This window comes from Delftia sp. UME58, from assembly GCF_014170385.1.
Taxonomy (GTDB): Bacteria; Pseudomonadota; Gammaproteobacteria; order Burkholderiales; family Burkholderiaceae_C; genus Comamonas; species Comamonas acidovorans.
Genome location: NZ_LZZV01000085.1, coordinates 1 through 21,748 on the forward strand (window position 1 = coordinate 1; position 21,748 = coordinate 21,748).

A 21,748-nucleotide genomic window follows, 5' to 3' on the forward strand; every position below is an offset into this window, starting at 1 on the left:
GCGCTGAAGGTGGCGCTCAACGGCCGCCAGACGCAGCAAATGCTGGTGCATCACTCGGACAGGGGCATCCAGTACTGCTCGAATGACTATCAGGAGATTCATCGGCGCCACGGCATTGCCTGTTCGATGACTGACGGCTACGACTGCTATCAGAACGCGCTGGCCGAGCGCGTCAACGGGATCTTGAAGATGGAGTTCCTGCTGCATCGGCCTGCCGATCTGGCCCAGGCCAGCCGGATGGTCCAGCAGGCCGTGCAGATCTACAACCAGGAAAGACCGCACCTGTCCCTAAAATTGAAAACGCCCGATGAGGTTCATCGGGCGTCTCTGGCCGGCTGGATTACGCCGGATCGGTGTCCTTCATAGGTGTCAACCTATGGCAGGACGGGTCATTGAGCGGCCTTGCCGCAACGCTCACTGGTGCTTGCGCGCCCAGGCCGCGAACTTCTGCACGAAGCCGTTCACGAAATCGCGGCTGCCGGCGCCGATGGAGCCGTCTTCGGCAAACAGGCCGTCCTTGGCCTGGATGAAGATTTCGGGCTGAGCCAGCGTGGGCATGTCCAGGTAGGCCAGCACATTGCGCAGATGCTGCTGCGCCAGCGCCGTGCCGATGGCACCCACGGAGACGCCGGCCACGGCAGCGGGCTTGCCGGCCCAGACGCTCTTGCCGTAGGGGCGCGAGCCCTGGTCCAGCGCGTTCTTGAGCACGCCGGGAATCGAGCGGTTGTACTCGGGCGTCAGGAACAGCACGGCCTGGGCCGACTGGATCTGGGCGCGGAACTGCTTGACCACGTCCACCTCATTGCCGTCATGGTCCTGGTTGTACAGCGGCAGCGCATCAATGGCCACCTGCTCGAAGACCAGGCCTTCGGGCGCCAGGCGCGCAATTGCGTCGGCGAATTTGCGGTTGAAGGAATCCTTGCGCAGGCTGCCCACGATGACAGCGACCTTGATCTGGCTCATGCATTGCTCCTGGAGGAAGTGGCGGGAAACGGGCGGGAAAGAGGCGGGAGGGGCACCTCCCGCAAGCAGCCATTATGTGGCTGCCTTCAGCGGGCTCACTGTAGGAAGGAGGGCTTGGCATAGCCCTGGAACTTGCTGTCCACCACCGCCTTGAACTCGGCCGAACGGTAGACCTCGGCCAGGTCCTTGGCCCATGCCGTGCCCTGGTCCTTCTTCTTGATGGCCACCACGTTCAGATAGTGGTCGGGGGTCTTTTCCAGCGAGACGGCCTCGGTCAGCTTCAGGCCCGAGGAGATGGCGAAGTTGCCGTTGATGATGGCGTACTCGGTGTCACCCAGCGAACGCGGCAGCTGTGCGGCTTCCAGCGGGATGAACTTGAGTTTGCGCGGATTCTCGGCCAGGTCCTTTTCGGACACGCGCAGCGGGTCGATGCCGGGCTTGGCCTTGATCAGTCCGGCCTGCTCCAGCAGCACCAGCGCGCGCGCAAGGTTGCTGGGGTCGTTGGGCAGGGTCACGCGGTCGCCTTCCTTGGCCTCGGCCAGGGTCTTGCGGGTCTTGGAATACACGCCCAGGGGGGCAATGGGGCCTTGCACCAGCTCCACCAGGTCCAGCTTCTGGTCGGCAGCGAACTTCTGCAGGTAGACGCGGTGCTGGAAGAAGTTGGCATCCAGCGAGCCCTGGGCCAGCGCCAGGTTGGGCTGCACGTAGTCGTTGAACTCCACCAGCTTGACCTGGTAGCCCTTCTTTTGCAGCAGCGGCACGATGCCCTGCTTGAGCTGGTCGATGTTGGAGCCTGCCGTGCCGCCGATCACCAGCTGCTTCTTGTCGGCCTGGGCGTGGGCGGGCAGCGCCAGCACGCTGGCAGCGGCAAGGGCGGCGGCCGAGGCCAGCAGATGGCGGCGCACGAAGGAAAGGGATGCGGTCATGTCGGAATCCTTTTTTTTGGGAGAGAGCAGGAAGAAAGAAGAAAGCGGGTCCGGACAGCGCGCTCAGCCGCGCTTGTCCAGGCGGCGGGCCGCCGTGTTGCCCACGAACTGGATGACCTGGACCATGGCCACGAGGATGGTCACGGTGAGCACCATCACATCGGTCTGGAAACGGTAGTAGCCGTAGCGGATGGCCAGGTCGCCGATGCCGCCGCCGCCCACCACGCCGGCAATGGCCGAATACGACAGAAAGCTCACGGCCAGCACGGTCAGCGCCAGCACCAGGCCCGAACGCGCCTCGACGATGAGCACGCGCCAGACGATCTGCAGCTCCGAGGCGCCCATGGCGTGCGCGGCCTCGATCACGCCGCGCGGCACATCGCGCAGGCACTGGTCCACCAGGCGTGCCAGGTAGGGAATGGCCGCCACGGACAGCGGCACGGCCGCAGCCAGCGGGCCGATGGAGGTGCCGGCCAGCCAGCGCGTGAAGGGCACGAGGGCGACCAGCAAGATGATGAAGGGGAAGGACCGCACGGTGTTGACCGTCCAGTTCAGCACGGCGAAGGCCGGGCGGTTGTCCAGCGACTGGCCGGGACCCAGCAGGAACAGCAGCACGCCCAGCGGGCCGCCAATGAGCACGGCGGCCGACAGGCCGATGCCCAGCATCAAAAGGGTCTGGCCCATGGCCAGCCACAGCTCGGGCAGGATTTCGACGATGTTTTCAGACATGGGAATGCGGAATCGAAAAGAAGAGGGAAACGGGAAGGGGCGAAGACCCCATCAGTGCTCGGAGCCACCCACGGCGCGCAGCACCACGGGACGGGTGGCGCCGCGCTCGCGCAGGGCCTTGTCGGCGCGCTCCACGCGCAGGGCCTCGAGTTCGCTGCCCAGCAGCGTGGCGCGCTGCGGCGCCTCGTAGGCACGTCCCCGCGGCAGGGCGGGCAGCGTGAAGCGTTCGGCCACCTGGCCCTGCTCGATGATGGCCACCTCGCTGCACAGCGCATCGACCACGGCCAGCTCGTGCGTGACGATGACGATGGTCACGCCCAGGCGGCTGTTGATGTCGGCCAGCGTGGCCAGGATGGAGCGCGTGGTCTCGCTGTCCAGCGCCGAGGTGGGCTCGTCGCACAGCAGCACCTGCGGGCGCGGCGCCAGGGCGCGCGCAATCGCCACGCGCTGCTTCTGGCCGCCCGACAGCTGGGCAGGATGGCTGGCCGCCTTGTCGGTCAGGCCGACGATGTCCAGGCACTCGCGCACGCGCTGCTCGATCTGGGCACGCGAATGGCCACCGTGGATGCGCAGCGGAAAGGCCACGTTCTCGAACACGGTGGCGTTCTGCAGCAGGTTGAACTGCTGGAAGATCATGCCGATGTTCTGGCGCGCCTCGCGCAACGCGCGGCGGCCCAGGTCGGTCAGGCGCTGGCCCGCCACCACCACCTCGCCGCTGTCGGGACGCTCCAGCAGGTTGATCAGGCGCAGCAGCGTGGACTTGCCCGCGCCGCTCTTGCCGATCAGGCCGAAGACCGTGCCCTGTCCAATGTCCAGCGATACCGAGCGCACGGCATCGAAGTGCTTGCCATCGGCTGTTACAAATTTCTTTTGCAGGTCGCGCAGGCGGATCAGCGCGGTTTCCGGGGCCAAATGGGCGGTCTGGACGGTCATGGAGTCTCGGTTCGGCAGTGAAAACGGTCCTGGAATCGGCAACGGCAGCCTTTGCACCGCCATCTCCAGGCAATGGCGCGCAATTTCCGGGCCCTGTGCTGCGCAGTTGGACGCAGTTGCAAGCCGATGGGCATGCGTTGTCTTGCGTCGTCGCCAAGCACAGGCGAATCCCCAGGATCTGCCGTCATTAGTGTTCTAACGAGTGTGTTGCAAAACGTTGTTCAAACAAAAGAATAAAAAATACGGTGCTTATATCGATTGCCGTCTTTCAAGCCTTGATGTACGGCCTGGACGGCATTGCTAGAATCCGCCCCGACAGGCCTGTACAACGGCAAGATCCCTTGCTGTTGCGTGCATTACAGGTAAGTACCCGCTTTCCTTTGCCATGCCCGAATCCTCCCCGACCGCCAACCGCCAAGCCCTCGCCGCCAGCCTGCGCGTGGAAGCCGTGCGCCTGCGGCGCGGCATCACAACAGTCTTTGACGGACTCGACCTGCGGCTGGACGAGCCGCGCGTGGGCCTCATCGGCGACAACGGCGCCGGCAAGACCAGCCTGTTCCGTCTGCTGTGCGGCCTGGATGCGCCCGAGGCCGGGCGCGTGCTGCTGGACGGCACCGAACTGCACGAGGCCCGTGCGCGGCGCCCGGGCCAGGTCGGGTTGATGTTCCAGAACCCCGACGACCAGATCATCTTCCCCACCGTGGCGGAAGAGCTGGCCCTGGGTCTGCGCCCTTCGGGCATCTCGCGGCGCGAGGCCACGGAGCGCGCCCGCGCCCTGCTGGCCAGCCGCGGCCTGGCCGACTGGGCTCCGCGCGCCGTGGCCGGACTCAGCCAGGGCCAGCGCCAGCAGGTGTGCTGGCTGGCCCTGCTCATTGCCGCGCCGCGCGTGCTGCTGCTGGACGAGCCCTTCGCCAGCCTGGACCTGCCGGGCCAGGCGCGGCTGGCCCGGGACATCGCGGCCGCCGAGCAGCAGATCCTGGTCTCCACCCATGTGCTGGACCACGTGCGCAGCTTTGGCCGCGTGCTCTGGCTGGAGCGCGGCCAAGTGCGCGCAGACGGCCCCGGCCACGCGGTCTGCGCGGCCTATGAAGCCGACGTGGCCCGGCGGCTGCAAGCGCAGGACTGACGCAGGAGCCGGCCGCCATGGGAAGCCTCTACAGCGAATACACCAGCTGGCTCCATGCCTGGAGCGCGGGCCGCAAGCTGCTGCTCATGGCGCTGCTGGGAACGGGCCTGTTCCTCATCGATTCACCGTGGCTGCTGGCCCTGGCCGGCGCCGCCTGCGGCCTGCTGTGGCTGTCGCTGGGCCGCGCCACCGAGGGCGCACGGCGGCTCATGCTGTCGGTCACCGTGGCCGCCCTGCTGGTCGCTGCCTTCCATGTGTGGATGCAGCACTACGCCCTGGCCGCCGCCAGCGCGCTGCGCCTGGTCTGCGCCTCCACGCTGGGCATGGCGCTGACCGTGAGCACGCGCCCCAGCGATCTGGTCGATGTGCTGGAGCGGCTGCTGGCGCCGCTGGAGCGCATCGGCATCTCCCCCGAACAGGTGGCCCTGCAGCTGGCATTGATGCTGCGTTTCACCGAGCATTTCTTCGTGCAGTGGAAGCGCATGGATGATGCCCACCGGCTGCGCACGGGCCGCGCCGGCGGCCTGCGCCTGATTGCGCCGCTGACCATCCACATGCTGCAGGCCACTCGCCGCGTGTCCGATGCGCTGTGGGCGCGCTTGGGCCGCTGAGGCCTGCCCAGCCCCATTTCCCGACCGATCCATACGCAAAAGCCTTGCGAGAACCTTCCGAGAACCGTCCATGACCGCCCCCTCCACCGTCTCACGCGCCTCTGCGCGCTCCATGGCCCAGGTCTCGCTGTTTGCGGCGCTGATGGCGGTCATGGGCCTGATTCCCAAGATCGACCTGCCGCTGGGCGTGCCCATCACCATCCAGTCGCTGGGCGTGATGCTGGCCGGCGTGATGCTCGGCCCCTGGCGCGGCATGCAGTCCATGCTGCTGTTCCTCGCGGCCGTGGCCGTGGGCCTGCCCCTGCTGTCGGGCGGGCGCGGCGGCATTGCCGTCTTCATGGCGCCCTCGGCCGGCTACCTGCTCGGCTACCCGCTGGCGGCCTGCATTGCCGGCCTGGTCATGCGTGCGCTGCCCCAAGGGTCTCCCCGGCGCGCGGCGTTCAGCGCCTTTGCGGCCTCGGCGCTCGGCGGGCTGGTGGCCCTGCATGCCTTCGGCGTGCTGGGCCTCATGCTGATGGCCAAGCTCAGCCTGTCGCAGGCCTTCATGGCCACCTTGCTGTTCGTGCCCGGCGATCTGATCAAGTGCGTGCTGTGCGCCCTGGTGGTGCACACGGTGGCGCGCGGCATGCCGGACTGGCCGTTCGGAGGCCGCCAGCATGGTTGAGCCACTCGCGCCCCACCCGCTGGCCGCGCCGCTGCAGCACCCGTGGACCCTGGTCCATGGCCCGCTGGAGCATTGGGCCCGGCAGCGCCCCGAAGCGATGGCACTGCAAAGCGAGGCGGGCCAATGGAGCTTTGCCGCGCTGCATGCCGCCGTGCTGCAGCGCTCGGCCGCGCTGGTGGCCGGCCAGGCGCCAGAGATGCTGCTGCTGGACACGGGTGGCAGCGCCAGCACCGTGGATGCCATCGTCGATTTCCTCGCCATCCTCCACAGCGGCCGCTGCGCCGCCGTGGCCGACCCTGATTGGCCCGATGCGGTGCGCAGCCGCATCGAGGGCTGGCTGCCCACCGCGCCCAGCCCGCTGGCCGAGGCCACGGCCACCTGCGCCTTCTACACCGGCTTCACCTCGGGCAGCACCGGCCTGCCCAAGGGCTTCATGCGCCACCACCGTTCGTGGACAGAGAGCTTTCGCGTCTGCCTGCAGGACTTCGGCCCCGTGGCCGCGCAGCGCACCATGGCGCCCGGGCGCATCTCGCATTCCCTGTTCCTGTTCGGCGTGATGCAGGGCCTGTGGTGCGGCGAAGGCGCCGTGGTGCAGGAGCGGTTCTCGGCGGCGCGCTGCCTGGCCAGCCTGGCGCGCGGCGAGGCGCCCTGCCTGGTCGCCGTGCCCAGCCAGTTGCTGCTGATGCTGCAATGGGCGGCACACCGCGCGCTGGCGCCCATCCCCGAGGTGGAACTGGTCATGATCAGCGGCGCGCGCTGGATGCGCGCCCAGACCCCGGCCCTGCGCGCGCTGTTTCCGCGCGCACGCATCATCGAGTTCTACGGCGCCTCGGAGGCCAGCTTCATCGCCTGGATGGAGGCCGACGAACAGGCCCCGCCCCAGGCCGTGGGCCGGCCCTTCAGCAATGTGCAGTTGCAGATCCGCCCCGCCACGCAGCAGCCCGGCGACCAGCCCCTGCAGCCGGGCGAGGACGGCCTGATCTACATGCGCAGCCCCATGCTGTTCATGGACTATGTGGGCGAGGCCCGCGACGGCACGGCCGCGCTGCGCGACGGCGAATGGCTGTCCGTGCGCGACATGGGCCATATCGATGCCGGCGGCCAGCTGTGCCTGGCCGGGCGCCAGAGCCGCATGCTCGTCACCCAGGGCAAGAACCTGTTCCCCGAAGAAGTCGAAACCCTGCTGGCCGCGCACCCGGGCGTGGCCCAGGTCTCCATCCAAGGCCTGCCCGACGCCCTGCGCGGCATGCAGGTGCACGCCGTCGTGCAATGGCACGGCGCCGCGCCCGCAGGCTCCGCACAGGCGCTGGCGGCCTGGCTGCGCGAGCGGCTGGAAAGCTACAAGCTGCCGCGCCAATGGTGGAGCTGCGCCGACTGGCCGCAGACCGCCAGCGGCAAGACCGACCACGGCCGTCTGGCGCGCGCGCTGGCGGCCACTGCCACCGGCCAGGCACGGCCCGGCGAACCCGCGCTGCTGCCCCTGCCATGAACCCGCACGACGCCCCCGTCATCCTGGCCTGGGCGCGCAGCCCCGTCGCTCCCGTGGGCGGTGCGCTGCGCGAACTTGCGGCGCACGAGTTGGGCGCACCCGTGCTCCAGGCCCTGCTGGCCCGGGCCGGCCTGCCTGCCCGGGCCGTGGATGCCGTGGTCTTAGGTAACGCCCTGGGCGCAGGCGGCAACCCGGCCCGCATGCTGGCCCTGGCTGCGGGCTTACCCGAGCGCTGCGCGGCCCACAGCGTGGATACCCAGTGCTGCTCGGGCCTGGACAGCGTGGCCCTGGCTACGGGCCTGCTGATGTCGGGCCAGGCCAGCATTGTGGTGGCCGGTGGTGCCGAGGCCTGGAGCCGCGCCCCCATCCGCCAGACACGCCCGCGCCATGCAGGCGAGTTGCCCGTCACCTATGACCGCCCCGCGTTCGCCCCCGACCCCGCACGCGACCCGGACCTGCTGCAATCTGCCGCCGACCACGCGCTGGCCCATGGCATCACCCGCGCCGTTCAGGAAGCCCATGCCATCCACAGCCACGCGCTGGCGCTCGCGCACCGCGACCGGCTGGCCCAAGAGATCGTGCCCATGGCGGGGCTGGACCACGACGCCTATCCGCGCGCCTTGAACCCGGCCCGCGTTGCCCGCATGCCCGTGGTGGCCGAAGCGGGTGGCGCCGTTGACGCCCATGCACGCCAGCGCCATGCACTGAGCACGCCCACCATCTCGCCCAAGGCCGATGGCGCCGCCCTGGTGCTGCTGGCCACGCCGCAGGCCTGTGCGCGCCTGGGCCTGCAGCCACGCGCCCGCTGGGTGGCCAGTGCCTCGCTGGGCCATGCGCCCGAAACACCGCTGGTCGCCGCCGCACTGGCGGCCCAGCAGGTGCTGGAGCGTGCAGCCGCAGCGCTGCAGCTGCCTTGCCTGACTGCGGCAGAGCTCCAGGCTGTGGAGTTGCACGATGCCTTCGCCGTGCAGGCCCTGGCCTTTGCCGAAACCCTGGGCCTGCCGCTGCAGCAGCTCAACACCGGCGGCGGCGGCCTGGCGCGCGGCCATCCCATTGGCGCATCGGGCGCGGTTGCGCTGGTGCGCATGCTCTGCGACCTGCACCGCACGCCAGCAGCCCACAGACCGGCCCTGGGCCTGGCCGCCATTGCAGGTGCGGGCGGCATAGGCGCGGCCTGCCTTGTGCAGGCGCTTTGAATCCATGGACTCCGCATTTCCCATGTCCGCCAACCCACCGCCCGACACCCTTCCCTTTGGCGATGCGCATGAGGCCCTGGTGCACGCGCGCCGCTCCGTGCGCGCCTACCGGCCCGATCCCGTGCCGGATGCGCTGCTGCACCAGTTGCTGCACTCGGCCCGCCGGGCGCCCAGCGGCGGCAACCTGCAGCCAGGCCAGTTCATCCAGGTGCGCGGCAGCCTGCGCGGCGCACTCACACAGGCACTGCTGGCCGACTGGCAAGGCGGAGCGCCTGAGCGCGAGGACTACGGCTACTTCCCCCGCCCCATGCCCATGGCGCTGCGCAAGCGCCAGGTAGCATCGGCCCAGGCCCTGTACAGCGCCCTGGGCGTGGCCCGCGAGGACCGTGCCGGGCGCGACGCGCAGTTCGGCCGCAACTACCGCTTCTTCGATGCGCCCGTGGCCCTGGTCGTGAGCATTGACTCCCGCTTCGGCGCAGGCGGCTACATGGACCTGGGCATGGCCCTGTACGGCCTGCAAATGGCCGCAGCCGCCCAGGGCCTGGGCAGCTGCGCCATCGGCGCCCTGGCCTCCTACCCCGACACCGTGCGCCGCGTGCTCGACCTTGCGCCCGGCGAGCACATCGTCTGCGGCCTGGCCCTGGGCTGGCCCGACGAGGCCGCCCCCGTCAACCGCACCCAGACCACCCGCGCACCGCTGGGCGAATACTTCAGAGTGCTGGGAGAATGAAAAAAAGCTGCCAATGGCAGCTTTTGCAATTCAGCCCTCGCTAGCACTGAATACGGCGACCGAAACCGGCGCAGCCCAAAACGAGGGACACCGAGCAAGGGCAGCCCCGCCGCGAGGGTGTCGTCCCCCTCCCGCGAAGCGAGAGAGGGGGAAGCGGCGTCAGCCGCTCAGGGGGCGCTTCCTATCAAAATGCAGGGATCACCGACCCCTTGAACTGCACATCGATGAACTGGCGCACTTCATCGGAGTGATAGGCCTTGATCAGCTGCGCCACCCAGGGCTTGCCCTTGTCGGCATCGCGCGCGACCAGGATGTTCACATAGGGGTTCTTGGCGTTTTCCTGGGCAATGGCATCGGTCTTGGGGTTCAGGCCGGCCGAGATCGCGAAGTTGGTGTTGATGGCCGAGGCGTCCAGGTCATCCAGCGAGCGTGGCAGCTGGGCTGCATCCAGCTCCACGAAGCGCAGCTTCTTGGGGTTGGAGACCACGTCCAGCGGCGTGGCCTTCAGGCCCGCGCTTTCCTTGAGCTTGATCAGGCCCTGCGCCTGCAGCAGCAGCAGCACGCGGCCACCGTTGGTGGGATCGTTGGGGATGCCGAACTTGGCGCCCTGGGGCAGGTCGGCCAGCTGCTTGATCTTCTTGGAATAGATGCCGATGGGGAAATTCACCGTGTCGGCCACCCAGCCGATCTTGTAGCCGCGGTCGCGCACCTGGGCGTCGAGGTAGGGGCGGTGCTGGTAGCTGTTGGCGTCCAGGTCACCGGCAGACAGCGCGGCATTGGGCTGCACGTAGTCGCCGAACTCCACGATCTGGATCTTCAGGCCGTTCTTCTCGGCGACCTTCTTGACCTGCTCCATGATCTGGGCGTGCGGGCCGGCCGTGACGCCGACCTTGATGGGCTTGTCCTGCGCCTGCGCGGGCATGGCCAGCAGGGTCATGGCTGCGGTGCTGGCAATCGCGGCGGCCGTGAGCGTGCGGCGGAGGAAATGGCGCTTGGTGGGCATGGATGCGGTTCCTTGTAACCTGTCAAAAACACAGGCGCACACTGTAGCGCCAACACAGCGCGCGGCGGCCGTGCCGGCACACTGCGGCTAGACAGTTTTTTCAGTAGCTCACAACCGGCGCCGCAGCGCGGGCGTCAGCGGTCCTGGAACTCGGGCGTCGCCATGACCTGGTGCGCCACGACATCCAGTACGGGATGGGGCTGCTCCTGGCGGTCTATCCAGACCTTGGGCGTGAAGCTGCCACGCAGCGCCACGGCATCGCCTTCGATCAGATTGCGCAGCACCTCGCAGGCCTGGGCGTCGAATGCAACCACGTTGACCGGGATGGAAGTGCCATCGGATGCCTCGGAGCGCACGCGGGCCACCATGAAGGGGCGCCGATTGCGGTCGCTGCGGTGTTCGGGCGTACCGGTGAGTCTGCCGGTAATCAGTCCATCCATCATGTGCGAGACCAGGAAGAAATCGTCAGTTACAAAAGACGCCATTGTAGGTGCAGGTTTTACGTGTCCAGACCGGGACGCGCATCTTCGCGGTGCATGGACTTTTCATGCGCTGGCTGCCCTCGCCATCCGTGATGGACCTGCCTGGCGAAGCTGCACTTTCTCTTCGCAGCAAGGCGCCATCGCGCGCAAAATCGAAAGTGCAAAAAACGAACGTACAAAGCAAAAAGCTCCTGACGTTTCCGTCAGGAGCTTTGCGTTTTGGTCGGCGTGGCGGGATTCGAACTCGCGACCCCTTGCACCCCATGCAAGTGCGCTACCAGGCTGCGCTACACGCCGAAGCATTGAATTATAGGGACTAAAAACAGGCCTTCAGGGAAAACGCAGAGATTTTTCAAAAATGTCTGCAAATTTCTGAAATGGCGACGATCAGCCCCCGCATCTTCTCACCCCTGATGCGTGGCACGAACGTGGTCCAGCAAGGCCTCCAACGGATGGCGCAGCTGGCGTGCAGACAGTCGCTTGACCTGGCTGCGGCAGGAATAGCCGGTGGCCAGCGGCTCGCCCAGGTTCTGCTTGCTCTCGATCTGTTTCTCCCATGACTGGGCATAGATGGTCTTGGAGGTTTCGAGGTTGCGCGCCTCATGCCCGTAGGTACCCGACATGCCGCAGCAGCCCGTGGCCTCCACGCTCAGGCGCAGCCCCCGTCGCTCGAAAAGCTGCGACCACTGCTTGCCGCTGTCGGGCGCGTTGGTCTTTTCAGTGCAGTGCGGCAGCAGCCGGTAGGCCACGCCGGCCACACTGGTCACCGCCTCGGGCAGCACCTGCAGCAGCCACTCCTGGGGCAGCGCGACCTTCGGCACCTCGCCCATGCCCGGCACCTTGAGGTATTCCTGCCGATAGGCCAGCGTCATGGCCGGGTCGAGTCCCACCAGCGCAACGCCGGACTGCGCCAGTTGCGCCAGTTGCGCGGCATTGCGGATGGCCGCCTTGGCAAAGGCGCCCATGAATCCCTGCACATGCAGCGGCTTGCCATTGGGCAGCAGCGGCGCCAGCCAGACCTGGAATCCCAGGCGCGCCGCCAGCTCGATCAGCACCTGCAGCTGGCCGGTCTCGAAGTAGCGGGTAAAGCTGTCCTGCACGATGACCACGCTGCGCGCGCGCTGCTCTGGCGTGAGCGCGGCCAGCGCCTGCGCATCGGCCGCGCGCACCTTCCATTGCCGCAAGGTGGCGGCCAGGTCCAGCCGGCTCAGCAGCGGGCCATCGACCATGCCGATGCGACGGCTGAGCACATCGCGCATCCATGGCGAGCCCATCACCCCGTTGTAGAGCGCGGGCATGCGGGCCAGCCACGGCATGGTGAATTCCAGCGAGCCGATCAGGTAGTCACGCACGGGCCGCAGGTAGCGGCGGTGGTACAGCTCCAGAAAGCGCGAGCGAAATTCGGGCACGTTGACCTTGACGGGACACTGCCCGGCGCAGGACTTGCAGGCCAGGCAGCCGGCCATGGCGTCATAGACCTCGTGCGAGAAATCGGCCTCGCCGCGACGCGCCGCGCGGCTGTTGCGCCAGCGCGCGGCCAGGCTGGACAGGAAGGGCTGGGGCCGTTGCGCGACCTCCAGCACGTTCACGCCGGCCTGCCCCTGCAGGCGCAGCCATTCGCGCATCAGCGAGGCCCGGCCCTTGGGCGAATGCACGCGCTGGCGCGTGGCCTTCCAGGACGGGCACATGGCATCGTCCGGGTCGAAGTTGTAGCAGGCGCCGTTGCCGTTGCAGTGCATGGCTGCGCCATAGCTTCGCCATACGCGCTCGTCGATCTGCCGGTCCAGCTCGCCGCGCGTGGTGACGCCGTCCACCTTGAGCAGCAAGGTCTTGCTGGCCGGCGGCGTGGCGATCTTGCCGGGGTTGAGCTGGTTGTGCGGGTCGAAGGCGGCCTTGAGCTGCTGCAGCGAGGGATACAGCTCGCCGAAGAAGGCCGGCACATATTCGGAGCGCAGGCCCTTGCCGTGCTCGCCCCACAGCAGGCCGCCATGGCGCTGCGTGAGTTCGGCCACCGCGTCGGAGATGGGGCGCACCAGGGCGGCGTCCACGGGGTTCTTCATGTCCAGGATGGGGCGCACATGCAGCACGCCGGCATCGACGTGGCCGAACATGCCGTACTGCAGGCCGTGGCTGTCCAGCAGCGCGCGGAACTCGGCAATGAACTCGGGCAGGTTCTCGGGCGGCACGGCCGTGTCTTCGACAAAGGGCTGGGGCCGCGCCTCGCCCGCCACATTGCCCAGCAGGCCCACGGCGCGCTTGCGCATGGCATAGACGCGGTGCACCGCTGCATTGCCGGCCGCCAGCGTGTGGCCCAGCCGCTCCACCGAGGCGTCGGCGCCCAGGTGCGCGAGGAAGGCCTGCACGCGGCCATCGACCTCCTGCGGATCGTCGCCGCTGAATTCCACCAGGTTGATGCCCAGCGTGGGGCGCTGCCCGTCCTGCGGGAAGTACTCGGCCACGCTGCTCCAGACGAAGTCCTTCATGGCCAGCAGCAGCACCTTGGAGTCCACCGTCTCGATGGACAGCGGCCGGTGCGCCATCAGCGCACGCGCATCGCGCAGCGCATCCATGAAGCCCGCATAGCGCACGTTGACCAGCACCGAATAGCGGGGAATGGGCAGCACGTTGAGCCGCGCCTCCACCACGAAGCCCAGCGAGCCTTCGGCGCCGCACAGCACGCTGTTGAGGTTGAAGCGCCCGTCGCCTTCGCGCAGATGGGCCAGGTCATAGCCGGTGAGGCAGCGGTTGAGCTTGGGGAATCTGGCCTCGATCAACTCCGCCTGGTCATCGCTGATGCGCCGCGCCGTGCGGTGCACCTTGCCGATGCGCCCCGAATCGGCGCACATGCGCTCCAGCGCCTCGGCATCCAGCGGCGCGCTGTGCAGGCGCTCGCCACCCAGCAGCACGAAGTCCAGCGCCAGCACGTGGTCGCGCGTCTTGCCATAGGTGCAGCTGCCCTGCCCGCTGGCATCGGTGTTGATCATGCCGCCGATGGTGGCGCGGTTGGAGGTGGACAGCTCGGGGGCAAAGAACAGTCCGTATGGCCTGAGCGCGGCGTTGAGCTGGTCCTTGACCACGCCGGCCTGCACGCGCACCCAGCGCCGCTCGGCATTGATTTCCAGGATGCCGTTCATGTGCCGCGACAAGTCCATGGTCACGCCATGCGTGAGCGACTGCCCGTTCGTGCCCGTGCCGCCGCCGCGCGGTGTCAGCACCACATCGCGGAACTCAGGCCGCGCCAGCACCTGCGCCGCCCTGGCCACATCCTCGGCGTGACGCGGGTAGATGGCCGCCTGCGGCATGCGCTGGTAGATGGAGTTGTCCGTGGCCAGCACGGTGCGGCTGGCATGGTCCGTGTCCACGTCGCCCTCGAAGCCGGCGGCCTTCAGCGCTTCAAGAAACTCAAGGTATTGGGCAGGCACGGGGGCGCCGGCGTGGGGCAGTGGGGCAATCGACATGGAAGGCAGGGTGGGGAGATTTGTTGCTGGCGATCAGCCCAGGAAACCCATGCATGCAATACACGATTTCAGGCCGACCATGGCCGCAAGTATCTCTACACTCTTCCTCTGGAACAAACGAAAATTGCTGCCGCAAACACTGCATAAAACTCATGAATTACCGACGCCTGACGCCCTCCATGTCCCTGCTGCTGGTCTTCGAGGCGGCCGCGCGCCACGAAAGCTATGCGCGTGCGGCCGAGGAGCTGTCGCTCAGCCAGAGCGCCATCAGCCGGCAGGTGCAGACACTGGAGGCGCAGCTGGGCATCAGCCTGTTCCGCCGCGAGGGCCGCACGGTGCGCCTGACCGACGTGGGGCGCCGCTACTTCATCGACCTGGGCGCCGCGCTGGGCCGCATACGCAGCGCCACCCTGCAGGCCATGTCACGCCAGTCCGGCGGTGGCACCCTCAATCTGGCCACCCTGCCCACCTTCGGCTCCAAATGGCTGCTGCCGCACCTGCATGGCTTCTACCAGGCCCAGCCCGGGGTGACGATGCACATCCACTCGCGCATCGGCGATATCGATTTCGACAGCGCAGAGATAGACGCCGCCATCACCGTGGGCACGGGGGACTGGCCCGGGCTGACCGCGCACCGCCTGTACCACGAGTTTCTGGTGGCGGTGGCCAGCCCGCAGGCGCTGCAGCAGGCCGGGCAGACAGCAGCCACACCGGACTGGGCTGGCCAGCAGGTGCTGCTCACGGTGGCCAGCAACCGGCAGGCCTGGAGCGAGTGGTTCACGCACTATCGGCTCGATCACCGGCAGATGCGGATAGGGCCGAGCTTCGAGCTGACCTCGCACCTGATACAGGCCGTGCTGGCAGGCATGGGCGTGGGCCTGGTGCCCCGGGTACTGGTGGAAGAGGAGATAGCGCGCGGTGAGCTGCACGTGGTGGGAGACGCCATCCCCAGCCAGCGCAGCTACTACCTGGTCTATCCCGAGAGGAACGCGACACTGCCGGCGCTGGCAGCCTTCCGGCAATGGCTGCTTGCAACCTGCGCTCAGGGTTGATTCCTGCGCAACGGCCGCTCCCCTTCAGGGGTTGGCGGCACACGGAAGCACCTGTTAGCGGTTGGTAGCGGTTGGTAGCGGTTAGCGATGGCACAAAGAAAAACGGACCACAGCCAGAAGCTGTGGTCCGTATTCATTTATGGTCGGCGTGGCGGGATTCGAACTCGCGACCCCTTGCACCCCATGCAAGTGCGCTACCAGGCTGCGCTACACGCCGAAGAATTCAATTATATACAGCTTTTTGCTCTCAAATAGAAAGCAGCGCACGAATCTGCAAAAGCTCTTCACGCACGGCCTCCGGCTCCAGCGAAACGCTGGCCGCGGCATCGCCGCCGAGCAGCGGCGCGGCAGCCGGCGCCGACACCACGACACCGGCCTGCAGCGCGGGAACCACGGCAGACCCCGAGGCTTCGCGCAGGCGGTTGCGCGCGCCGTTGATGGTGAAGCCCTGCTCGTAGAGCAGCTCACGGATGCGCCGGATCATCAGCACTTCGTGGTGCTGGTAGTAGCGGCGGTTGCCGCGCCGCTTCATGGGACGCAGCTGCGTGAACTCCTGCTCCCAATAGCGCAGCACATGCGGCTTGACGTCGCACAGATCCGCGACCTCACCGATGGTGAAGTAGCGCTTGGCGGGAATCTGGGGCAGAAGTGAAGCCATGGCAAATGTGGATGAGGTCAGGATGTGCAATGCCGCTGGTGCGCGGACGCCGATCCGGGAAGAAGGCCGAGCCTACTGCACAGCTCGCTTGCAGGCCAGCACCCTGTCGTAAAAACAGCCTATCCACCGCGAGGCAGACAGGCTGACGACAGCTGGGCCACGGCAAGCCGGGCCCCGGGGACGACCCTTCAGGACGTGGAGCCCGTCGTGCCTTCCTGGATCTGCTCCTTGAGCTTGCTGCTCGCATGGAAGGTCACGACGCGGCGCGCCTCGATCGGAATGGCCTCGCCCGTGCGCGGGTTGCGCCCCGGACGCGGTGCCTTGGTGCGGATCTGGAAGTTGCCGAAGCCCGACAGCTTCACATCCTCGCCCGTCACCAGGCTTTGCGAGATCAGCTCGAAGAACGCATCCACCATTTCCTTGGATTCGCGCTTGTTCAGACCGATCTCGTCGAACAGCAGGTCCGCCAGCTGCGCCTTGGTCAGCGCGGGCGAATCAAGACTTTCCACCGTCAGTTCCATCACGGGATCTCCTTTCACGGCATGGGCCCTTCCATCAGGCGCGCAGGCGCGCGCCCAGGCGTTGCTGCAGCTGTTCGAGCACGGCCTGCACGGCCTGTTCGATCTGCACGTCGGTCAGCGAGCTGTCGTCATTGCCCAGCGTCAGGCGCACGGCCAGGCTCTTTTCGTCCTGCGCCAGCGCGCCCGGTGCCGCCGTCTCGCCGGCCTTGAGCGCCTTGGGGCGGAACACATCGAACAGCACGGCGGAGCGTAGCAGGCCGCCGGTCTGGGCAGCTTCCACCGCCTGCATGAGCTGGGCATGGGTGGCCTTTTCGTTCACGACCACGGCAATGTCGCGCTCCACGGCCTGGTGCTTGGCCACGGGCTTGAACACCGGCACCTCGCGCGCCAGCACGGCATCGAGCCCCAGCTCGAACAGCACGGGCGCCTGGGCCAGATCCCATTGCTGGCGCCACTGGGGATGCAGCTCGCCGATGAAGCCGATGGACTGGCCATCGAGCAGCACGCGCGCGCAGCGGCCCGGGTGCATGGCCGGATGCTCGGCCGGCTCGAACACGGGCTTGCGCGGCGCCAGCAGCGCCTCGACATCGCCCTTGACGTCGTAGAAGTCCACCTTGGCTTCGGCACGGCCCCATTGCAGCTGCTCTGCGGAGCCCCAGGCCAGGCCTGCCACGCGCATGGGCTGATAAAAGCCCTTGACCGTGGTGTCGCTGTCAACAACGCTGTCATCCTTGAGGAAGACACGGCCCAGTTCGAACACGCGCACGCGCTCGGCCTTGCGGTCGGCATTGAACTTGAGCACCTGCATGAGCGAGCCGATGAGGCTGGAGCGCATCACGCTGAGCTGGCTTGCGATGGGGTTGAGCAGCTGGATGGGATCGGCGTTGCCGGCCAGATCCTTCTCCCATGCGGCTTCCACAAAGCTGAAGTTGATGGTTTCCTGGTAGCCCAGATCAGCCAGCGCGCGGCGCACGGCGAACTGGCTGCGGCGGTTTTCGGCGCGCAGCTTGGGCGCAATGGGCGCCAGCGGCTTGGTCGTGGGCAGGTTCTCGTAACCCACCATGCGCGCCACTTCCTCGATCAGGTCTTCCTCGATGTTGATGTCGAAGCGGAAGCTGGGCGGCGTGACGGTGAGCACGCCATCGCCCTGCTCCACCGGCAGGCCCAGGCCGGCCAGCGCATCGTGGCACTGCTGCTGCGTGAGCGGCATGCCGATGACCTTGGCCGCACGCGCCACGCGCAGCGTGACGGGCCTGGGCTGGGGCATGTTGGCCTGCTGGTCGTCGATGGGGCCGCAGACGGTCTCGGGCGTGCCGCAGATCTGCAGCACCAGCTCGGTGATGCGCTCGATGTGCTCGACCGTCAGTTCGGGATCGACACCCCGCTCGAAGCGGTGGCCCGCATCGGTGGAGAAGTTGTAGCGGCGCGAACGGCCGGCAATCGACTTGGGCCACCAGAATGCGGCCTCGATGTAGATGTGGCGCGTGTCGTCGGACACAGCCGTGGCGTCGCCGCCCATGATGCCGGCCAGCGACTCGACTTCGCGCTCATCGGCGATCACGCCCACCTGTCCATCCACGGTGACGGTGTTGCCGTTGAGCAGCTTGAGCTGCTCGCCTTCCTTGCCCCAGCGCACCTGCAGGCCGCCGTGGATCTTGTCCAGGTCGAAGATGTGCGAAGGACGGCCCAGCTCGAACATCACATAGTTGGAGATGTCCACCAGCGGCGCCACGCTGCGCTGGCCGCAGCGCGCCAGGCGATCGACCATCCACTGCGGCGTCTTCGCCTGGGTGTTGACATTGCGCACCACGCGGCCCGAGAAGCGGCCGCACAGCTCGGGCGACTCGATCTTCACGGCCAGCTTGTCCTGCACGCCCACGGCGGCAGGCGTGAACGACTGGGGCTTGAGCGGCGCGCCGGTCAGCGCAGCCACTTCGCGCGCCACGCCGTAGACGCTCAGGCAATGCGCCAGATTGGGCGTGAGCTTGAGCGTGAGCAGCGTGTCATCCAGGTTCAGGTACTCGCGGATGTTCTGACCCAGGGGCGCGTCCAGCGGCAGCTCCATCAGGCCGCCATGGTCCTCGGACAGCTTGAGTTCGCGTGCCGAGCACAGCATGCCGAAGCTCTCCACACCGCGCAGCTTGCCGATCTTGATCAGGAAAGGCTTGCCATCTTCACCGGGCGGCAGCTCGGCGCCCACCGTGGCGCAGGGCACGCGGATGCCCACGCGCGCGTTGGGCGCGCCGCAGACGATGGTCAGCAGTTCGGGTCCGCCCACATCGACCTGGCACACGCGCAGGCGATCGGCATTGGGATGCTGCTCGGCAGCCTTGATCTCACCGACGACGATCTTGGTGAACGGCGGCGCCACGGGCTCCAGCTCCTCCACCTCCAGGCCGGCCATGGTCAGGGTATCGGCCAGTTCTTGGGTGGTCAGCGGCGGATTGCAGAACTCGCGCAGCCAGGATTCGGGAAATTGCATATCAGACTCTTTGGCGTTGGTTCGGTCCGCGCGCCGTGGCGCTGGCGGACTCTTTGGCGAAGGCTTGCAGCCGGATCAACGGAATTGCGACAGGAAGCGGATATCGCCGTCAAAAAACAGTCGCAGATCGTTGACGCCATAGCGCAGCATGGTCAGGCGGTCAGGCCCCATGCCAAAGGCAAAGCCGATGTACTTCTCGGGGTCCAGCCCCATGTTGCGCACCACGTTGGGGTGCACCTGGCCGGAGCCGGCCACTTCCAGCCAGCGGCCGGCCAGCGGGCCGCTCTGGAACTGGATGTCGATCTCGGCGCTGGGCTCGGTGAAGGGGAAGAAGCTGGGGCGGAAGCGCAGCACCAGGTCGTCGCTCTCGAAGAAGGTCTTGCAGAAGTCGGTGAAGACCACCTTCAGGTCCTTGAAGCTGACGTTCTCGCCGATCCACAGGCCTTCGCACTGGTGGAACATGGGCGAGTGCGTGGCATCGCTGTCCACACGGTAGGTGCGGCCCGGCGCGATCACGCGGATCTCGGGCATGCCCTGGCCGGCGTCCAGCCGCCCACGGTATTTCTTGACGTGCTGCACGGCATGGCGCACCTGCATGGGGCTGGTGTGCGTGCGCAGCAGATTGGGGGCCTGTTCCGTGCCGCCTTCCACGTAGAAGGTGTCGTGCATGGAACGGGCGGGATGGTCTTCCGGCGTGTTCAGCGCCGTGAAGTTGAACCAGTCGGACTCGATCTCGGGGCCCTCGGCCACATCGAAACCCATGGAGCCGAAGATGCCCTCGATGCGCTCCAGCGTCAGCGACACGGGGTGCAGGCCGCCCTGGCCACGGCGGCGGCCCGGCAAGGTCACATCCAGCACCTCGGCCTTCAGGTGGGCCTGCAGCTCGGCATCGGCCAGGGCCTTGCGGCGCGCGGTCAGCGCGGCCTCGATGCCTTGCTTGGCCACGTTGATGGCGGCTCCGCGCGACTTCTTCTCTTCGACGGAAAGCTGCGCCATGCCCTTCATGAGCTCGGTCACCTTGCCCGACTTGCCCAGAAACTGCGCCTTGGCGTTTTCCAGATCAGCGGGGGTTTGTGCCTGCGCGAACAATTGCTGCGCGCTTTCGACCAGAGAATCCAACTCGTTCATATCGACTCTTTATCGACTGTGAAAAGAAACAAGGGCTAGCAGCCTTTTCAAGCCCTAGCCCTTGCTGTTTGCGCTGCAGACCATCACGAGGATGGTCGCAGACCGTTATCTCAAGCAGCCAGCTTGGCCTTGACTTGATCAACGATGCTGCTGAAAGCAGCCTTGTCGTGCACCGCGATATCGGCCAGCATCTTGCGGTCGATCTCGATGGCTGCCTTCTTCAGGCCGTTGGCGAACTGGCTGTAGGTCAGGCCCAGTTCACGTGCAGCGGCGTTGATACGGGCGATCCACAGACGGCGGAACACGCGCTTCTTGGCACGGCGGTCACGGTAGGCATATTGCCCAGCCTTCATCACCGCCTGCTTGGCGATGCGGAAGACATTGCCGCGGCGGCCGCGGAAACCCTTGGAAAGGGCCAGAACTTTTTTGTGACGGGCGCGGGCCGTTACACCACGTTTGACGCGAGGCATGTGTTTTCTCCTTGTTCGTCAGTGAATTACAGGCCAGCCATCGGCAGCATTTGTGCGATAGAGCCCATGTTGGTCTCATGCACAGCCACTGCACCACGCAGGTGACGCTTGTTCTTGGTGGTCTTCTTGGTCAAGATGTGACGCTTGAAGGCTTGACCGCGCTTGACGGTGCCACCGGGACGAACGCGAAAACGCTTCTTCGCGCTGCTCTTGGTCTTCATTTTGGGCATTTGAATGCTCCTGTTGTTTGTGCTCGTGAGGCGGCTCGCAACACTGCGCGCACTTGCTGGCCCCGAGACACTTCTGTGCCAGCCCGGAGGCCGGCAAGAACAAGGGACATGGAAACCATGTCCCTTGCATCGCATGCCCCGCGCAATCAACTCGCGCACGGCCTGCAAATTCTGTCGCCCCTCAACGAAGGGCGAAACCGCGATTATGCCTTATCAGCCACCGCAGGTGCAGCAGAAACTTCTGCCGGCTTGCCGCCAGCTGTGGGCTTCTTGCGCGCAGGGGCGATCATCATCACCATCTGGCGGCCTTCCAGCTTGGGGAACTGCTCCACCTGGATGGAATCCGCCAGATCGTCACGCAGACGGTTCAGCAGGTCCAGACCAATCTGCTGGTGCGTGATTTCACGGCCGCGGAACCGCAGCGTGATCTTGCACTTGTCACCATCGGCCAGGAAACGGCGGATGTTGCGCAGCTTGATGTTGTAGTCGCCGTCGTCGGTACCAGGGCGGAATTTCACTTCCTTGATTTCGATGACGGTCTGCTTGGCCTTGGCTTCGGCAGCCTTCTTCTGTTCAAGGTACTTGAACTTGCCATAGTCCATCAACCGGCAGACAGGTGGAGTGGCAGTGGCGGCGATTTCCACCAGGTCCACGTCCAGCTCGCCCGCCATGCGCAGCGCTTCCTGCAGAGGCACGATGCCCAGCGGCTCGTTCTCCGGGCCGGACAGACGCACTTCAGGCGCCATGATTTCACGGTTGAGACGATGCTTGCGCTCTTCACGGTGGCGCCGATCACGAAATTCAGTAGCTATGGTTCTCACCCTTGGATTTAAGTTGCTACAACAGCGTAGCCGCTTGTGTGCAGTACACGCAAGCGGCTACTGCCTTTGGAGATGC

General features: G+C 66.7%; 22 protein-coding genes and 2 tRNA genes. 8 read left to right on the forward strand and 16 right to left on the reverse strand.

All coding sequences use genetic code 11. The annotated features are described in order from the left end of the window. On the forward strand, positions 1 to 366 hold a 366-nt coding region (locus A9976_RS20735), incomplete at its 5' end, for an integrase core domain-containing protein (RefSeq protein ID WP_183020213.1). 48 nt (positions 367 to 414) lie between these two features. On the opposite strand, the gene A9976_RS20740 is transcribed toward A9976_RS20735, so the two are convergent. The 4 genes from A9976_RS20740 to A9976_RS20755 all read right to left on the reverse strand — a co-directional run bounded on the left by A9976_RS20740 (position 415) and on the right by A9976_RS20755 (position 3,551). Continuing rightward, positions 415 to 963: an NADPH-dependent FMN reductase gene (locus A9976_RS20740; protein ID WP_016448265.1), complete on the reverse strand. Its 549-nt coding sequence runs from the start codon at positions 961 to 963 to the stop codon at positions 415 to 417. Positions 964 to 1,058: 95 nt separating this feature from the next. Beyond that, the gene (locus A9976_RS20745; protein WP_013801689.1) at positions 1,059 to 1,889 is read right to left on the reverse strand and encodes a MetQ/NlpA family ABC transporter substrate-binding protein; all 831 of its coding nucleotides are present in this window, start codon (positions 1,887 to 1,889) and stop codon (positions 1,059 to 1,061) included. A gap of 63 nt (positions 1,890 to 1,952) precedes the next feature. Then, the gene (locus A9976_RS20750) at positions 1,953 to 2,618 is read right to left on the reverse strand and encodes a methionine ABC transporter permease (protein ID WP_012206396.1); all 666 of its coding nucleotides are present in this window, start codon (positions 2,616 to 2,618) and stop codon (positions 1,953 to 1,955) included. Positions 2,619 to 2,669: 51 nt separating this feature from the next. Continuing rightward, positions 2,670 to 3,551, reverse strand: a complete 882-nt coding sequence (locus A9976_RS20755; protein WP_183020587.1) for a methionine ABC transporter ATP-binding protein — start codon at positions 3,549 to 3,551, stop codon at positions 2,670 to 2,672. Between the two features lie 385 nt (positions 3,552 to 3,936). Between A9976_RS20755 and A9976_RS20760 the strand changes: the two genes are divergently transcribed. From A9976_RS20760 to A9976_RS20785, 6 genes are all read left to right on the forward strand, one after another. Further along, positions 3,937 to 4,677 carry an energy-coupling factor ABC transporter ATP-binding protein gene (locus A9976_RS20760; RefSeq protein WP_183020588.1) on the forward strand — a complete coding sequence of 247 codons (741 nt, stop codon included), beginning with the start codon at positions 3,937 to 3,939 and terminating at the stop codon, positions 4,675 to 4,677. 17 nt (positions 4,678 to 4,694) lie between these two features. Further along, on the forward strand, positions 4,695 to 5,288 hold the full coding sequence (locus A9976_RS20765) for an energy-coupling factor transporter transmembrane protein EcfT (protein WP_043820550.1): 594 nt from the start codon (positions 4,695 to 4,697) through the stop codon (positions 5,286 to 5,288). 70 nt (positions 5,289 to 5,358) lie between these two features. Beyond that, positions 5,359 to 5,952, forward strand: coding sequence for a biotin transporter BioY (locus A9976_RS20770; RefSeq protein WP_013801685.1), 594 nt, complete (start codon positions 5,359 to 5,361; stop codon positions 5,950 to 5,952). Then, positions 5,945 to 7,441 carry an AMP-binding protein gene (locus tag A9976_RS20775; protein ID WP_183020589.1) on the forward strand — a complete coding sequence of 499 codons (1,497 nt, stop codon included), beginning with the start codon at positions 5,945 to 5,947 and terminating at the stop codon, positions 7,439 to 7,441. Before A9976_RS20770 ends, A9976_RS20775 begins: the two co-directional genes overlap by 8 nt. Beyond that, positions 7,438 to 8,637 carry a thiolase family protein gene (locus A9976_RS20780; RefSeq protein ID WP_183020590.1) on the forward strand — a complete coding sequence of 400 codons (1,200 nt, stop codon included), beginning with the start codon at positions 7,438 to 7,440 and terminating at the stop codon, positions 8,635 to 8,637. The genes A9976_RS20775 and A9976_RS20780 overlap by 4 nt, the downstream gene beginning before the upstream one ends. Positions 8,638 to 8,641: 4 nt before the next feature. Then, the gene (locus tag A9976_RS20785) at positions 8,642 to 9,367 is read left to right on the forward strand and encodes a nitroreductase (RefSeq protein WP_183020591.1); all 726 of its coding nucleotides are present in this window, start codon (positions 8,642 to 8,644) and stop codon (positions 9,365 to 9,367) included. Between the two features lie 184 nt (positions 9,368 to 9,551). Here the strand turns inward: A9976_RS20785 and A9976_RS20790 are convergent, their stop codons facing one another. The 4 genes from A9976_RS20790 to A9976_RS20805 form a co-directional block, all read right to left on the reverse strand. Next, positions 9,552 to 10,370 carry a MetQ/NlpA family ABC transporter substrate-binding protein gene (locus A9976_RS20790; RefSeq protein WP_012206404.1) on the reverse strand — a complete coding sequence of 273 codons (819 nt, stop codon included), beginning with the start codon at positions 10,368 to 10,370 and terminating at the stop codon, positions 9,552 to 9,554. Positions 10,371 to 10,504: 134 nt separating this feature from the next. Continuing rightward, positions 10,505 to 10,855: a single-stranded DNA-binding protein gene (locus A9976_RS20795; RefSeq protein ID WP_012206405.1), complete on the reverse strand. Its 351-nt coding sequence runs from the start codon at positions 10,853 to 10,855 to the stop codon at positions 10,505 to 10,507. Positions 10,856 to 11,072: 217 nt separating this feature from the next. Next, positions 11,073 to 11,149: transfer RNA gene (locus A9976_RS20800), tRNA-Pro, on the reverse strand. Positions 11,150 to 11,256: 107 nt separating this feature from the next. Further along, the gene (locus A9976_RS20805; protein WP_183020592.1) at positions 11,257 to 14,310 is read right to left on the reverse strand and encodes an FAD-binding and (Fe-S)-binding domain-containing protein; all 3,054 of its coding nucleotides are present in this window, start codon (positions 14,308 to 14,310) and stop codon (positions 11,257 to 11,259) included. Positions 14,311 to 14,462: 152 nt separating this feature from the next. Between A9976_RS20805 and A9976_RS20810 the strand changes: the two genes are divergently transcribed. Then, on the forward strand, positions 14,463 to 15,362 hold the full coding sequence (locus tag A9976_RS20810; RefSeq protein WP_183020593.1) for a LysR substrate-binding domain-containing protein: 900 nt from the start codon (positions 14,463 to 14,465) through the stop codon (positions 15,360 to 15,362). A gap of 140 nt (positions 15,363 to 15,502) precedes the next feature. On the opposite strand, the gene A9976_RS20815 is transcribed toward A9976_RS20810, so the two are convergent. From A9976_RS20815 to infC, 8 genes are all read right to left on the reverse strand, one after another. Then, a tRNA-Pro gene (locus tag A9976_RS20815) sits at positions 15,503 to 15,579 on the reverse strand. A gap of 30 nt (positions 15,580 to 15,609) precedes the next feature. Further along, complete coding sequence (locus A9976_RS20820; protein ID WP_183020594.1) at positions 15,610 to 16,020, reverse strand: MerR family transcriptional regulator; 411 nt, start codon at positions 16,018 to 16,020, stop codon at positions 15,610 to 15,612. 188 nt (positions 16,021 to 16,208) lie between these two features. Then, positions 16,209 to 16,541, reverse strand: coding sequence for an integration host factor subunit alpha (locus A9976_RS20825; protein ID WP_088164239.1), 333 nt, complete (start codon positions 16,539 to 16,541; stop codon positions 16,209 to 16,211). Positions 16,542 to 16,575: 34 nt separating this feature from the next. After that, entirely contained in the window at positions 16,576 to 19,023 is a 2,448-nt protein-coding gene (pheT, locus tag A9976_RS20830) for a phenylalanine--tRNA ligase subunit beta (protein ID WP_183020595.1), read from the reverse strand. A 75-nt stretch (positions 19,024 to 19,098) separates the two neighbouring features. After that, positions 19,099 to 20,151 (reverse strand): phenylalanine--tRNA ligase subunit alpha, encoded by a 1,053-nt coding sequence (pheS, locus tag A9976_RS20835; RefSeq protein ID WP_183020596.1) that lies wholly within the window; start codon positions 20,149 to 20,151, stop codon positions 19,099 to 19,101. Positions 20,152 to 20,261: 110 nt separating this feature from the next. After that, the gene (rplT, locus tag A9976_RS20840; RefSeq protein ID WP_012206412.1) at positions 20,262 to 20,621 is read right to left on the reverse strand and encodes a 50S ribosomal protein L20; all 360 of its coding nucleotides are present in this window, start codon (positions 20,619 to 20,621) and stop codon (positions 20,262 to 20,264) included. 26 nt (positions 20,622 to 20,647) lie between these two features. After that, positions 20,648 to 20,851 (reverse strand): 50S ribosomal protein L35, encoded by a 204-nt coding sequence (gene rpmI / locus A9976_RS20845; RefSeq protein ID WP_046240115.1) that lies wholly within the window; start codon positions 20,849 to 20,851, stop codon positions 20,648 to 20,650. A gap of 203 nt (positions 20,852 to 21,054) precedes the next feature. Beyond that, positions 21,055 to 21,672: a translation initiation factor IF-3 gene (gene infC / locus A9976_RS20850; protein WP_012206414.1), complete on the reverse strand. Its 618-nt coding sequence runs from the start codon at positions 21,670 to 21,672 to the stop codon at positions 21,055 to 21,057. Positions 21,673 to 21,748: the final 76 nt, after the last annotated feature.